Source organism: Agathobaculum hominis (assembly GCF_014288055.1).
GTDB lineage: Bacteria > Bacillota > Clostridia > Oscillospirales > Butyricicoccaceae > Agathobaculum > Agathobaculum hominis.
On sequence record NZ_JACOPK010000004.1, the window covers coordinates 169016 to 182460 of the forward strand.

General features: G+C 58.1%; 21 protein-coding genes and 1 tRNA gene. 1 reads left to right on the forward strand and 21 read right to left on the reverse strand.

Going from position 1 to position 13445, the window contains the following annotated elements; translation table 11 throughout:
- Positions 1-5 precede the first annotated feature (5 nt).
- The 17 genes from H8S02_RS05755 to H8S02_RS05830 all read right to left on the reverse strand — a co-directional run bounded on the left by H8S02_RS05755 (position 6) and on the right by H8S02_RS05830 (position 11604).
- Positions 6-1913 carry a phage tail tape measure protein gene (locus H8S02_RS05755; protein WP_186969711.1) on the reverse strand — a complete coding sequence of 636 codons (1908 nt, stop codon included), beginning with the start codon at positions 1911-1913 and terminating at the stop codon, positions 6-8.
- On the reverse strand, positions 1906-2031 hold the full coding sequence (locus tag H8S02_RS12690) for a hypothetical protein (RefSeq protein ID WP_279287270.1): 126 nt from the start codon (positions 2029-2031) through the stop codon (positions 1906-1908). The genes H8S02_RS05755 and H8S02_RS12690 overlap by 8 nt, the downstream gene beginning before the upstream one ends.
- 74 nt (positions 2032-2105) lie before the next feature.
- Complete coding sequence (locus H8S02_RS05760) at positions 2106-2504, reverse strand: hypothetical protein (RefSeq protein ID WP_186969712.1); 399 nt, start codon at positions 2502-2504, stop codon at positions 2106-2108.
- Positions 2505-2517: 13 nt separating this feature from the next.
- Positions 2518-2946, reverse strand: a complete 429-nt coding sequence (locus H8S02_RS05765; RefSeq protein ID WP_186969713.1) for a phage tail tube protein — start codon at positions 2944-2946, stop codon at positions 2518-2520.
- 12 nt (positions 2947-2958) lie between these two features.
- Positions 2959-4059 carry a phage tail sheath C-terminal domain-containing protein gene (locus tag H8S02_RS05770; RefSeq protein WP_186969714.1) on the reverse strand — a complete coding sequence of 367 codons (1101 nt, stop codon included), beginning with the start codon at positions 4057-4059 and terminating at the stop codon, positions 2959-2961.
- Between the two features lie 17 nt (positions 4060-4076).
- On the reverse strand, positions 4077-4490 hold the full coding sequence (locus tag H8S02_RS05775; RefSeq protein WP_186969715.1) for a phage tail terminator family protein: 414 nt from the start codon (positions 4488-4490) through the stop codon (positions 4077-4079).
- Positions 4487-4957, reverse strand: coding sequence for an HK97 gp10 family phage protein (locus H8S02_RS05780; protein WP_186969716.1), 471 nt, complete (start codon positions 4955-4957; stop codon positions 4487-4489). The genes H8S02_RS05775 and H8S02_RS05780 overlap by 4 nt, the downstream gene beginning before the upstream one ends.
- The gene (locus H8S02_RS05785; protein WP_186969717.1) at positions 4950-5285 is read right to left on the reverse strand and encodes a head-tail adaptor protein; all 336 of its coding nucleotides are present in this window, start codon (positions 5283-5285) and stop codon (positions 4950-4952) included. The genes H8S02_RS05780 and H8S02_RS05785 overlap by 8 nt, the downstream gene beginning before the upstream one ends.
- Entirely contained in the window at positions 5269-5580 is a 312-nt protein-coding gene (locus tag H8S02_RS05790) for a head-tail connector protein (protein ID WP_186969718.1), read from the reverse strand. The genes H8S02_RS05785 and H8S02_RS05790 overlap by 17 nt, the downstream gene beginning before the upstream one ends.
- Positions 5580-6800 (reverse strand): phage major capsid protein, encoded by a 1221-nt coding sequence (locus H8S02_RS05795; RefSeq protein ID WP_186969719.1) that lies wholly within the window; start codon positions 6798-6800, stop codon positions 5580-5582. Before H8S02_RS05795 ends, H8S02_RS05790 begins: the two co-directional genes overlap by 1 nt.
- Positions 6801-7406: an HK97 family phage prohead protease gene (locus H8S02_RS05800; RefSeq protein WP_186969720.1), complete on the reverse strand. Its 606-nt coding sequence runs from the start codon at positions 7404-7406 to the stop codon at positions 6801-6803.
- Positions 7381-8574, reverse strand: coding sequence for a phage portal protein (locus tag H8S02_RS05805; RefSeq protein WP_119214653.1), 1194 nt, complete (start codon positions 8572-8574; stop codon positions 7381-7383). Before H8S02_RS05805 ends, H8S02_RS05800 begins: the two co-directional genes overlap by 26 nt.
- 5 nt (positions 8575-8579) lie before the next feature.
- Positions 8580-10352 carry a terminase large subunit gene (locus H8S02_RS05810; RefSeq protein ID WP_407926394.1) on the reverse strand — a complete coding sequence of 591 codons (1773 nt, stop codon included), beginning with the start codon at positions 10350-10352 and terminating at the stop codon, positions 8580-8582.
- Positions 10353-10557: 205 nt separating this feature from the next.
- Positions 10558-10695, reverse strand: a tRNA-OTHER gene (locus H8S02_RS05815).
- 5 nt (positions 10696-10700) lie between these two features.
- Positions 10701-10856 carry a hypothetical protein gene (locus tag H8S02_RS05820; protein ID WP_186969721.1) on the reverse strand — a complete coding sequence of 52 codons (156 nt, stop codon included), beginning with the start codon at positions 10854-10856 and terminating at the stop codon, positions 10701-10703.
- Positions 10856-11221, reverse strand: coding sequence for a hypothetical protein (locus H8S02_RS05825; protein WP_186969722.1), 366 nt, complete (start codon positions 11219-11221; stop codon positions 10856-10858). The genes H8S02_RS05820 and H8S02_RS05825 overlap by 1 nt, the downstream gene beginning before the upstream one ends.
- Positions 11222-11301: 80 nt before the next feature.
- Positions 11302-11604: an HNH endonuclease gene (locus H8S02_RS05830; protein ID WP_186969723.1), complete on the reverse strand. Its 303-nt coding sequence runs from the start codon at positions 11602-11604 to the stop codon at positions 11302-11304.
- Between H8S02_RS05830 and H8S02_RS12410 the strand changes: the two genes are divergently transcribed.
- Positions 11603-11830 (forward strand): hypothetical protein, encoded by a 228-nt coding sequence (locus tag H8S02_RS12410; RefSeq protein WP_207722076.1) that lies wholly within the window; start codon positions 11603-11605, stop codon positions 11828-11830. The genes H8S02_RS05830 and H8S02_RS12410 overlap by 2 nt on opposite strands.
- A gap of 31 nt (positions 11831-11861) precedes the next feature.
- Here the strand turns inward: H8S02_RS12410 and H8S02_RS12815 are convergent, their stop codons facing one another.
- The 4 genes from H8S02_RS12815 to H8S02_RS05855 form a co-directional block, all read right to left on the reverse strand.
- Positions 11862-12104 (reverse strand): cysteine-rich KTR domain-containing protein, encoded by a 243-nt coding sequence (locus H8S02_RS12815; protein WP_407926395.1) that lies wholly within the window; start codon positions 12102-12104, stop codon positions 11862-11864.
- Positions 12043-12873, reverse strand: a complete 831-nt coding sequence (locus H8S02_RS05845; RefSeq protein ID WP_186969726.1) for a rolling circle replication-associated protein — start codon at positions 12871-12873, stop codon at positions 12043-12045. The genes H8S02_RS12815 and H8S02_RS05845 overlap by 62 nt, the downstream gene beginning before the upstream one ends.
- Positions 12874-12979: 106 nt before the next feature.
- Positions 12980-13147: a hypothetical protein gene (locus tag H8S02_RS05850; protein WP_186969727.1), complete on the reverse strand. Its 168-nt coding sequence runs from the start codon at positions 13145-13147 to the stop codon at positions 12980-12982.
- Positions 13137-13442, reverse strand: coding sequence for a DUF3846 domain-containing protein (locus tag H8S02_RS05855; RefSeq protein ID WP_186969728.1), 306 nt, complete (start codon positions 13440-13442; stop codon positions 13137-13139). Before H8S02_RS05855 ends, H8S02_RS05850 begins: the two co-directional genes overlap by 11 nt.
- Positions 13443-13445: the final 3 nt, after the last annotated feature.

The window sequence follows — 13445 nt, forward strand, 5'->3', positions numbered from 1 at the left end:
CCTCCTTATGTGTTGCCGAGCGCCGCCAGCACCTTGCGGCCGACATATGCGCCGACCTGTTCGGTATACTCCCGGTTGCCGATCACGTTGCCCTGGATGGTGACGTTGACCGTCACGCTCCGACCGCCCGCCGCCTTGACAGATACATCATGCGGGATGATCTGCGTGCCGCTTGGCAGGTTCATAATCTCGCCGCCGCGCTCGTTGACGCGGGTCAGACCGCCGCGCCAGTAGGGCGTGCCCATGGCATTGCCGTCCAGCTGATCGGCAACCCATGACACGGCGCTCTTGCCGCCCTTGTAGATGGAGCCGAGAATCGGCACACTCTCGATCTTCTGGTTAAGCCACGAGAAGAAGCCCGCGACCTTTTCCTTAGCAGCCGAAAAAGCGCCCGTGATACTGTCCCTGATGCCGCCGAACGCTGTTTTTATGCTGTTCCATACCTCTCCGGCCTTGGCCTTTACGGTGTCCCAGTTCTTATACAGCGCCACACCTGCGGCCACAACAGCTGCCAGGCCGAGCACGATCCAACCTATCGGCGTTGCTACAAATGCAGCGTTCAAAGCCCACTGGGCGGCCGTCAGAGCGGCAGTTGCACCGGTGGCCACGCCGGATGCTACGGCACTGGCAACCATGCCTGCTTTGTTGACAACCATCATGGCGGTATTATGGATCCACGCAGCAGATTCTACGCCCTTGGCGGTCACCAGCTTCCACACGGTCTTTATAAACCCGCCGATCGTCTGTCCGGCAGAGATTATGCCGGCAACAAAACTAAACACCTGTCCAATGCCCCACATGACAGCCAGCTTTTTCAGCGTGCCGATCAGCGTATCCGAGTTGTCGCGCACCCACTGCAGTGCCTCTCCGGCCTTTTGCAGTGCCCGTGCGAACTGCTCATCGAACTGCTTCTGCAGCGAACTTAAATCGAGCCCTTCAATCCACTGTCCGAATGCTTCTGCCTTTCGCTGCACCCAATCCAGCATAGAGCCGGAGCGGATGGAACCGTCCTCGGCGGCACCGGCCAGCACCCACAGCTGATTTTTAACCTTGGCGCTGGTATCGCCAACCTTAGCGAGCATCTCGTCTAAGGTTGCGTGGTTACGTCGTGCGTTAATAACCTGCTGATTGTTTGCATAGTAGCTGTCGGCGGCCTTGTCATAGGTCTTGGAGAGCGTATCAACAATCAGTTTCTGACGGGCACTTTCGTCCGAGCAGTTCTGCAGCGCGAGGTTGAAAAAGTCCTCTGCGCTTGCGGCTGACTTAACAGCCTCATTCCATTTCTTGTTGGCTTCGGTATCAGCCTTGAGTGCAACACCAAACTTCTCGCCTTCCTTGGTGGCCCAGTTGATAGCATCCGCAAAAACGCCTGTGATCTGACCGGTTCGTGCAGTCTCATTGGCCGACTCTACCAGACCCTCGATCGGCAGCGAATCGCCAAATGTGCCGTGCACGCCTGCGGCAATGCGCGTCCACTTGGTTACCTCTTCATCATTCTTCGCCATGTTTGCGAGCAGCTGAGAAGCCTCAGTCGCAGTGTCTGTATCGCCAAGAATGGCGTAGAAATTACGATAGCTCTTTCGAGCCGTGTCTGCGGAAAGACCTGCCGCCTGGAATCCGGCGTTTAACTTGCCCTGCGCGACGCGGTATTCCTCGGTCGCGCCGTCGAGTGCAATGAACGCAGCGGTCATGCCTGCAACAGCCGCACCGGCAGCCTTGACACCCTTCTTTGCAAAATCCCCCAACGCCGTGAGCGATTTGTTCTTGAATGCGACCACCTTGCGGGTGGCCTGCATCATGCTGTCATCAATATTCTTGCCGGATTTCTTAGCCGCCTTGGCTGCCGCTACCAGACCGCCCGACATCTCATCCTTTAGCGTCAGGACGGTATTGATTACTTTGTTTTTAGCCATTTCCGTCCTCCTCCTTTGGGTTGTACGCCAGTGCAATACCGGATGCAATCAGCCACCGGTTATCCTCATACCAGCGCGCCCGGCCTTCCCGCAGCACTGCGCGGTCCGCAAGAGACATCTGCCGGATAGCTTCCGGCGTTATGCCTCTCGGTGCATAAAATGCCGCAAGGTCGAGCACCGGGTCGCGCTCGATCAGTTTTTTACGGTGTCGGCCCTCGCAGTGTCCGGCGTGTTGTTATCGCGCGGACCGATCAGGCCGAGCCAGCGATACAGCTTGCCGCCCAGCTGGTCAACCTCGTACGGCTGCATCAGCGTCCAGACGGTGTCATACGGGTCGGTAACACCCAGAGTCTTGTGCAGCTCCGGATCCTGCAGATCCGGACAGCAGTCATAGATCAGACTTGCGCAGGCGCGTACCGTGTCTGCCGCACTCTCGGACAGCATGGCTTCGGCATAGCTCAGCTTGGCATCCACGCTCGGCTGTACAAAGGTCAGCATTTCGCCGGCCACTTCAAACTGCTTTGCGTTCTTGCGGTCCTTTGCGCGCTGCTCGGCTTTTGCCGCCAGCGCGTCCAGTAACTTCTTGTCCACGCTTTACGCCTCCTTAAATCGTCTCAAGAACCTCGAAGTGACCGAACTTGAACGGCACTTCCTCCTCGATCTTGCTCTTCTTCGCGAACTTGGCGAGATATATCTCGTCGATGGTCACATCGCTGTACGCGACGCGCTCGACCTTGTTCGTGCCCTTCTGCTCGAGGGCGGTGATAATGGTCATCGTCGGCATTTCGCCGGTCTGGAAGGCGTCCGCCATCAGCTTCAGCACATCCGAGTCGATCTTGAGGACCGTAAACGAGCCCTCGCCGGAATAACCGTTGTAAATGCGATAAGTCGCAGAGTCGCCGCAGTTGTTGATCTCTTCAAAGTCGCCGGTGACCTTCGCCTCCACGCTCTGCAGCGTGGAAAGGCGCTTGCCGTTGAACCACATATTGCCCTGATTGGAATGGAGCACGCGGTTCGGATTAAAATCAGCCATAAGTACCTCCTGTTACGCCATCGTAATCGGCATGATGAGATCGGTCATCGAGTTCAGGATCTTGACATTTGCGGTCAGGTAAACCGTTCTCTTAAACGGGTTGGCCTTGACCGTGTCGTCGTCCCAGCTCTCCGCCTCGCTCTTGCCGGATGCCACCCATGCGGCTCTCTGCGCATCTACATCGATCATTGCAGCATTCGCATAATCCGGATCAAGGATTGTCTGCTGCATAAGCTGACGGAAATAGCTGCTGTTGAGTGCATTTACGAGCATCATCTGATTATCCCGCGAGTTTCTGTAGTTGCCGAGGTAGGTCTCGCGGAATGTCGCCGCAATATCGTCCTTTATCATATCCATGGCCTCGACGGTCTCGATCAGGCACATATCCTCAGTGCGCGTCTTGCCATCCGTGGTCGTCATGGAGTTGATGCCCTGTGCGATACGCACAGTATTGTCCTCGCTGTTAACAAGGATAAACTTGCCGGTGCCAAGCGCCGCATCGTTGTCCTCGACCTCCTGCACCTCTTTCAGATTAGAGCACTGGTAGTTGGTGCTGCCTCTCTTGACGTTGCAGACGGCGAAAATGCCGACAAGGCTCGGCAGATACGCTACGCCGTCCTTCTCCCCGCGATCATCGGAGAACGTGACCTTTTCGTTCACGAAATTGACCACGTGCATATCATCCGGCAGGGTCGTGAGGCCATAGCAGACCGCCTTGTAGGTTTTCTTCTTGGTGTTGTCCTGCGTTTTGACCCACGCGGCAAGCGCCAGACCGTCAGCGGCACTCTGACCGGCGATGGTCAGCCAGCCGGTCTTCACGGTGCGGCTGATCTCCGCAAGCGTGTCGGCGAGTGCGCCGTCCGAATCCGCGCGGAACACGTGCGCCTGATACGGCGCAAAGCCGAGCAGGTCGCAGATAGCAGCGTAATTGTCTGCGGTGTACAGGCTCTCGTCCGCCTGCGCGGCAGACAGGTCGCTGTACTGCTTGTGCGTGAAGCTCTTATCCGTATCGTCGCGCACGATCAGGATTGCGATGCCGCGTTCCGAGCGGTCAATGAGCGACACAGCTCTCTGCTCAAAACTGATTTCGATTTTCGGCATTGTAATTGCCATTGGTTTTACTCCTCCTCTCAGTATTCGAGGGCTTCCATCATGTCTCCGGTTTCGGCGGCGCTCTCGCACCAGCTGAGTGCAAACTGGAGCACCAGCACACCGAGCGATATGGTCGTGCTGACCGTATCGTCCGGCACCAGCACGATCTCGCCGGTGTCGATACCGGTTTCAAGTGCGGCGATCAGGCGTTCCGCCATCTCACTGCACTCCTCGAGGTACTCCACCCGCTCGGCGGGATAGTACCAAACGTCCACGTCGATCGACCGCTCCCGCGCACCGCCGCAGGCGGCGTTTCCCTCGGCCGGGAAAATGTCGATTTTGAAGGACGGACGCACCACGGGTTTATCGGTGTCCGATTTGGACACCGGAACACCGGGTGCTGCTTGCTTTAACAGCGCGGTCAGTGCCGCGCGTACTTCTCGAATTGTCATATTTTATCTATCAACTCGTCGATTACATCTTCACAAGCCGAAGCAAATTCCGGTTCAAACTCCTCCTGCGCTTTCTCAAAAACGCCGAAGCCCTTAACCTCACCGACCTTGCGGCCGATGCCTTTGCCGGGGATTACGCCGCGACCATTGCCCTCCCCCTTTCCGGGATTGACAGTCTGCTCATGACCTTCTTCAATCAAGTGTGCATGCGGCGCATTTGAATAGACACGGACACTCATGGCGTTAGCATTTGCCTCAGTCCACACCTTGCCGCGTTTGATGCGCTTGTTGTAGTTGCCGGTGTGCTGTTTGATGCCGAGCGCCCGTACCTTTGCTTTGGTCTTGCGTTTGAGCTTGTTGCCCTGCTTCTGCAAAAACTTTCTTTGAGTCTTGCTGGCCTCTTTTGAAGCGAGAATGAGCTTTTCAGAAAAGCCATACAGCTCGGAAATGTCAAATCCGTCACGCATCTTCAACCACCAGCTTCAGCATGACCTCCAGACGGTCGCGGCGCTTGTAATGCGGCTGCCAGTACAGCACATCGTACCGCTGACCCTCGTAAACGAAATACGTCGCCGTGGTCAGCTTGCACGAGCGCGGCCGGATGGCCAGCTTATGCGTAACCTCGGCGCGAACCGTATTGCCCGGCAGGGTTTCGTTCCTGCCGGACATGACAGTCAGCGCACCCCAGATCTTGCCGTCCTCGGTGTACTGCCAGCAGGTTTCGCCGATGTCGTTTTCAATCTGGTGCTTGTTAAACACCGTCAGGCGGTGTCTGAGATCATTGGTCAGCGCCATTTGCGCCCTCCTTTTCCGGGTATCGGCCGGACAGGGCAATATGATTGAGCAGGGTCTGCACGGTAAACGGCACCTGTGTCACGCTCGTGTCCGTGACAGGCGTGCGGTTTTCGTACCAGTGCGCCGTCAGCTGGAGCACAGCCGTGTCGAACAGCTCATCACTGTCCGACGGCGGCTCCTTGCCGGTCATATCCCGGACGGCAGTGTCTGCCGCCCGGATCAGGCTCTCAATCAGCTCGTCCTCGTCCGCATGGTCGATGTGGGCGTACAGCTTAAAGCGGTCGAGCGTCAGCATCAGGCGCTCGCCTTCACGAGCTTGCGGACCGCATCGGCCTGGCTCGGCTTGCAGTCGAACATCGCGCAGCCGAGGAACAGGAACGCATTGGTCTTGACGTCAAACGTCGAGGTAATGGTCACGTCCTCCGGCATATTGCCGATGACGGTGGACAGGTCAGCCAGATACGCCTCGTGGTCACCGATGCGCTCGTCGATGAGCACCGGATAGCCGTAGATGTAGTAGCTGCCGCCCTCGATACGAACGAGGTCGTTCTTGGACTTGTCCTGCAGCGGCATGAAGTCGGTGAACAGGGTCTTCTTGCTCATCAGGAACTGTGCGCCTGCATCGTAGCCGCCGGGCAGCAGTGCAATCAGGTCGAGCACGTCCTTGTTAGTCAGTGCGGCAGTCTTGCCGACAGTGACCGAGTTGGTCGCGCCCCAGGTGTTCGCCTTCTCGATGCCGGTGCCCTGATCCGTGCCGGTGCCCTTGATGATGGTGTCCGAGATCAGCTTTGCGATCTTCTTGGCGAGCATATCGGTCAGCCAGTTCTCGAATACGTCGAGCGCCATCTGCTGTACGGACTTGGAGATCTGCACGAGCTTGGTGATCTCGTACGCCGACAGGTTGATCTTGGTCAGGCCGGTGTCGGTGGCAGTGATAGCCGCATTCTCGGTGTGGTGTTCTGCATCCGCCTGCTCGCTCTCAACCGCAAAGGTGACATTGCCCGGCACGCGCAGCAGCGTTACCTTGTCCAGCAGCGGTGCGTACTGGTGCACCTTCTCGATGATGGTGTTCGCGGTCTGGGTCGGCACCAGCGGACCGGCGGAAGCCGTTGCGGTAGACCATGCACGCTGCTCGGTTTCGGTCAGCTCGTTGTTTGCCAGCGTTTTCAGCCATGCGGAGCGGTATTCCTCGCTCGAGCGGTCATACTCGCGCTGCTCCGGCGGAGTCGGCTGCGGCAGGAACGTGCGTACCTCGCCGCCCGCACCGTTTGCGATCTTGTTCAGCAGATTGCGGCGCTGCTCTGCCTGTCCCAGCAGGGTCTTGCGCTCCTCGAGCAGACTGTCGGTTTCGGTGCTCAATGCGTCAAGGTCTGCGCCCTCGGCGTCCATCTCGGTGCGGATTGCCGCCAGACGCTCCTCGATCTCGGTCATGCGGTTCTTGCCTGCAAAAAACTGCAGGCCGACCTGATTGCGGAAACCGCCGAAGATCGCCTGCTTGTTCTGATTCTTGCTCATTTACTTTTCCTCCTTTGTAATACCATAGGTTTTCAGCTTGAGTTCCAGCCTGCGGCGCTTGTCCGCCTCCGCGTGCTCGCGCTCGGCCTCCGCCTTTGCCCACGAGCGTGCCGCAATACTGGTGCCGTCGTACGCCGGAATATCCACCGCCGCCACATCAAACACCCGCTTGAAACCGGTAATGCGGCGCAGATGCTTTGCGCGGTCATATTCCTGCTTGTTGACGGTGAACGCGAACGACATCTGATCCAGATAACCGCCCCGGATTTCCTCGTAGAGCCTCCGCCCTTCCTCGGTGCCGGACAGGTCAGCCGAAATACGCAGACCGCGTGTGTCCACGGTCAGCTGTAAGGTGCCGTTCTTGGTTCGTGCCACGGGTTTACCCCCATGGTTATAATTCATCACGACATCGCGCATCTCCGCTCCCGTAAATGCGCTCCTGTCGATGACTTCCTTGTATTCGATACCGTCGTACTCGTACAGCACGGTTTCCTCATCAAAAACCGCCGCATACCCTTCTACGCGGTACTGCTTATCCTCTTCCCCCGTGTCCAGCGCCCGCACCTCAAAAGTGCGGTAATCACGGGTTTCCGGTGTGATCGCCATTGTCGCCCTCCTTTGACGTATCGCCCACGGCGTCCAGATTGGACACCTCTGCGTACTCCTTGCGGATATAGTACTTGTCGCCGTCCTCGACCGGACTCATGTTGAAGATTTCCAGACCCATATTGTGGGTCAGGAAGCCGCGGTCGAACAGCTGCGTCACGACATTCAGCTTGGTCTGGTTGCTCGCATACTGCAAACGGTTCGCCGTTGCGATGATGGACGCGCCTGCCGCGATCTCCTCCGGCGTGAACGTCATAGCCGTCAGCACCAGCGACAGCTGAATGGCAAACGGCTCGATAAATCCCTCGTAGTAGGCGTTCCACTCATCCTCATTGTAGGTGTTGGTGAGGATTTTCTCGTTGGTGCCAAAATACTCGAACACCGATGCTCTGATAAGCTCCTGCTGCTTGGGATTGACGACCATCGCCGCCGACTCAATCTGCTTAACGTCCGCGTACTTGCTGTCGAACATGGCAACGCCGGTCGAATTACCGGCCAGATTGTCCCGCGCAAAGCGTTCGCGCTCGGCAGTGATGTCCTTTTCCTTGAGGTTGCCGTTCAGACGAGCCAGAAACCGGATGGTCGTAGCATTCTTGATGCCGTTGATAATGCCCTCGGCCTGCGTCTGCGCCATCTGCATGGTCGGCATGAGCGGCCGGTTGTCCGAACCGAAGAAATCGTCCTCGTACTGGTGCTGGGTCAGGATACCCGCTCGGTTCAGCTCAATCGCGGCCTTTTGACCGCCCCAGAAGCTGTACTGCAGATACGGCTCACCGCCGTACTCGCGCACCGAGGACTGCTGCGGCAGTACCGGATAATAACCGATCAGCCGTCCGGCGCTGTCCTCCATCGGCACGATAAAGGCGTTGTTCTGCACCAGATAGATGGTCGCCAGCCGCGCAAGGAACTTGCTCGCATCCATAAACGGGTTGGGCTGCATCCCCAGCACGCGCCGCAGATCCGGCCGGGCGTCGCCCGTCACCTCGAGGTGCAGCTTGCTGCAATGCCGCGCAAACGCCGCAATGGCCGCGCGTGTCAGCTCCATTTCGTACAGGCCGCCGCGGTAGGTCGTGTAGACCGGCTGGTAGGCGGTCAGTGTCTTAAAATATTCCCTCGGTGCTGTGCCGCCGGGCGGCCTCCGCGGGAACAGCTTTTCCAAAAGCCCCAATGTACTTACGCCTCCTCGTTCATCGTTACATAGTCATCGTAGTGGTCCTGCAGCACCTTGTACGCGCAGATCAGCGCGACCGTGCCGTCAATTCTGCGGCGGCTGTCCGTAATCTTGACCGGCTGAATGTTGCCGTTGATGTCGGTGCGGACCTCGGTGTTGACCATGCACCACTTGTCGATCGGGTTGTTGCCATCGACCACCAGACCGGCGCCGAGGTCGGCCTTGAGGTCCTTCATCGGCTGAGACAGCGACAAGGTGCCCTGCCGCACCGGTATCATGCACTGCTCGCCAAACTCGGCCTTGAAGCGGTCGAGCAGGCTATCGTCAATGTGCCACGGGTCATAGCCGATGTAGCGGACGTACAGATCGTCCTCGTCGCGCAGCTCCATAAACCAGTCGAGCATGACCTGCTTGTCCACCTTGTTGCCCGGCACGGCACGCATCAGGCCGCGCTTGACCCACAGGCTATACGGCACGCTGTCGCGCTCGCGGCGGTTGCCGGCAGCCGCATCGGCATCGAGCACGCTCTGCGGCAGCCAGTACATACTCCGGCGGTAAATCTTCGGGTCGCCCGGCCGCTGACAGATGGCCGTTGCCGCCGCAAGGTCGATGCTGTCTGCCGCGTCCATGCCGCCGATGGCGTAGTCGAACGCGATATTGTACGTTTCCGGATTGGAGCACTCCGCCCAGGTCAGCCAGCTTGTCGCAGCGTTTTCCTTGAGGTTGAAGTCCTTGACCAGCACGGTCGGCAGGAAGGACGGGTCATTGTCCGCCTTTTTGACCATGCGCCGCAGGTAGTCCACCTTCTTGATGGTACCAAGTCCGGGATTGGCCTTGATCCACATTTTCTCGCTGCGGTACTCGTCCCGCTCGTCCAGCTCGTAGATCCACGCGAGAAAGCTCTCGTCCTCGATCGAGCCGTCGATGACGCCCGCGGCGTAGGCATACTGCGCGTCGAAGATACACTCGCGCACGAAGCCGTTGGTCGAGATGGAGAACAGCAGCGGCTGCTCCCGCGCCGACATGGACTGCTTCATGTCGTCGTAGATTGCGCGGTTCTTGATCGCTGCCAGCTCGTCCACGAGTACGCCGTGCGAGTTTAGGCCGTCGAGCGTGTTGGTCGCGCTCGCCAGGGCGGTGATAAAGCCGAGGTTGTACGGATAATACAGGTCGCTCTGGCGCTTGCGGATACCGCCCGCCAGCTCTGGCGACTGCTTGCGCATATTGACGCAGGCGTTAAAGCTCTTCGCCGCCTGTTCGCGCTTGGTGGCGATAGAGTAAATCTCCGGCGCGCCCTCGCCGTCGTTGACCAGCAGGTCAATCTCTATCGCGGCGCACTCGGTCGTTTTGCCGTTCTTTCGTCCCTCGACGATCATGCACTCCTGATACTGCCGCAAGCCGGTGTGTGCATCGACAAAGCCGAAAATCGCCTGCCAGCGTGCTTTCTGGAACAGCTCCAAGCGCAGCGGTGCACCGAGCTTGCCCTGCGGCTGCTTGCAGAACCTCTCGACGAACTCAATGTGATGGTTCGCCAGGGCTTCATCGAACACCCACGGCCGGTACTTCTCCGGGTGGCGCAGCTTGTCGAGCAGGACGGCGCACAGCGTTCTGACCTTGCGGCAGGCGGTGATCTCGCCCGTCAGCACCGCGCAGGCGTACTGCTCGAGCCAGTTTTCGCCCTTGCCCGCCGGTGTTTTCTTCGCCTCGCGCGTCATGCGCTTTACCAGGCGCTCCCGTTTCTGTCTGGGATCTGTCTTTGCTGCCGTTCTGCTCACCTCCCTGTGTTTCTGCGTTCTGACGGACGAACCCGCTCGTCAGCTTTCCGGGTGTGCCGCCGTATCCTTGCCCATATACTCGATATGGGTGGACGGAATGGCAATACCGTCCGTCACAGCGCAAAAACAAAAAAGAGCCGACAGCGCCATCTCCGGCAGTCTATCGGCTCTGGGCTCCAAGGCCTCTGGCTCTCGTTGTTACTGTTGGGCGTGGCGGCAGGATTTGAACCTGCACCCGTCTGCGCGTCCGCTTTGGTGACTGGTCGCCACTTCTCCGCAGGCGTTATCGTCAATGTGACACTCCCACATCGGGCCGCCGCTCTACCCCTTGAGCTACACCACGCATATTCATTTCGCATTCTCGGTGTTCAATTTGGACACCGCGTCCCGCATTTTCCGGTGCGGGCACTCCGTCACCTGCGATGCCCGCGTCCAGGCGCTTTCGCAAAATCCCTGGCTGTTGATCATCGGGCAGGTCAGCGGACAGATCGTGCGCTTTCCCATCAGCCGATACGCCTCCCTGCGGTCGTGCGCTGCCACTCAGTCAGGGCATTCATTTCACCGTTGGACTCCGGCAGCAGGTCGCACAGCGTCTTGATGACCGTGGTGTAATTTTTGATCATCGTGTTGTACACTTCGACCTCCGGCGACTTCTTCGTGCCGAACTGATTTTCGCCGTTCTGGTACTCGGATACACAGCCGTTTTCGTTGATGGAATCCCGTAAATCCTCCAGAGTTACGGCCATAAAAGCCGCATTATCCATGAGTTTTTCGGCGGTTTTCCGCTTGTTTTCGTCCATTTTCGCAAAGACTTCTGCGAGCTTCTCGCGCTCGCGTTTTATTCTTGTTTCGGCCTTCGGTTTTCCCATGCCGCACCTCCTCTCAACTACACCCCTCCTGCACCCGTCACTCAGCCTAATCTGGGTTTTGGGGTGCGGTCTTCCGTCGGTCAGCGCCGCGGCTCGAATGGGGGGAGTAGGTTTCCGTCGTCATCAAAGCCGCAGCGTGCGCCGCTGTGCTCTGTCATGTGCTCAATGTCGTGGCAGTGATGGCACAGCAGCTCGAGATTAGACCAGCCGAGCGTCCGTGCCGGATTGCCCATGTCCTGCGGCCGCAGTGCCTTGCGGTGGTGCACGATCAGTCCCGGCTTGCCGCATCGCTCACACAGTCCGTGCTTGCTGACCATGTAGGCCTCGCGGGTGTCGCGCCATGCCGCCGAGTTGTAGAATGCCTTCGCCCATGGCTTAGCCATGACGCTCACCTCGCATCACAGCAATCGCACCGGCGCTCTCGAAGATCATCTGCTCGAGTACCTCAACCCGTTTGTGCAGTTTCCATCGCCGTTCGGCACATTGTTCCGCACGAATAAGCAGGGCAACTTCGTCCCGGCGCTGTTTCAATCGGATCAGGTTCCGCTCATACTCATCTGCGATTTCGGCAATGCTTTTCACGACGTTCACCGCTTTCGGGGAAAATAAAAAGCCGACAGCGCGCACTCCTCACGGAATGTCACGCGGTCGGCTCTGGGCTCCAAGACCTCTGGCTCTCACCGTCAAAGCTGACGATGGACTCGCACTTGCAATATTTGCACCAAAGTGGGAAACACCTCAGCACAGTTTGTCCCGGCATGACCATAACACCAGTTGGCCGGCCACATCGCGGGCACACGATTTTCATCTTCTGTTTATGATTATACACTCGTTTTCCGCTCCTGTCTACCCTTTCGGCGTTGTTTCTCCGGCCCCCTGTCATATGTTATAGACAGTTCCAAGCCAGAATCAACGCGCTTCTTTCTGCGCGCTGTCTTTCTATTATAATGTATGGTTTTCGGCATCAGGTATTTGATGTACTTGCAGCTGGCTATCTCGTTCCGGCCGCCGCCCTCATCGAGCACCTGCGCGCCCGGCGGCGCATCCACGCTCGTGCCGTCGTCTACCCACTCGTAAGTTGTGACAGGTCGGGCAAGGTTGCGCGATCCGACAAACTGTTTCTTGCCGTTGAGCGACGCTTCTCTCCGCTCTTTGGTCAAGTAGCCTGCCCATCCGTCATACCCACGCTCTCTAATATAATTAAGCTGTATATCGTCGCCCCAGATCCAGAGTGACCGCATCAGCTCCAAGTCACCGCCTGCGGCATTGATGATAATATGTGCGTGAGGGCGGTGGTCACCGTGTCGGCCCTCGAGCACATAAATGTATTTCAGATCCGGAAGGCCTCGCGCCTTGCGGTAGGCCCGCATCTGCGCAAACACCTTGCCGAGATGCTTGCGTGTCACGTCGGCGCTGTCCGGCAGGTCCGCATCTCGATAGGTGACGGTCAGCACCAGATCGGTATCGTCAAAGTTGGTCGCCATCAGCATTTCCAGTTTGCGTTGAGCCGTATTGGCGTTAGTGCGCGCCACCTGCTCCTCGGTCACCTCGCGGATGCGCTTGCGCTCCTGCTTGCTGGCGTTTGGTCGCGGCACCGTGTAGGTGATGTCCCACACGAGCCGTCCGGCTCGGATTGTCTTTCTTCTCTTCATTTTCCCTCCAACGGTGTCCAAATTGAACACCACAGCGGACGAGGCTATCCCCGTCCGCGTGTAGTTTTATAGAATATCCGCAAATTTTCGGTTTGTCAAATATTTTTTAGTCCTTTAGATGCTGGCGCATGATTTCGACCGCCATGCGGCAGGCTTCCTCACACGCAGCCATCATCTTCTCGCGGCCGTGCAGACCGCCATAGTATTCGATCTCGCCTAACGCCTCGGCCGAGGTATCCGGGTCGAGGATGCGGATTGCCTGGTTAATCGTCATGGGTGTTGTCCTCATCCCGCAGATGATGCATCAGGAAGTCGGCCCCCGGCACGTCACAGAACTCGTTCTTGTTACGGCCGACCACAAGAATCGGACCAACGAAATCCACGCCGAAGAACCGGCAGTTATACGGCATTCCGAGCAGCACTCCTTCCTCGTTGCAGATCACGACGGCATCCGATGCAATCGTTACGGTTTCGATGTACCCGCCGACCTCGGCCTGCAGGGCTTTCAGCGTGTTGTCGATGTCGATCAGCTCCGGCGCACAGCCGGGCTTTTTACGGATTGCTTTCATAAT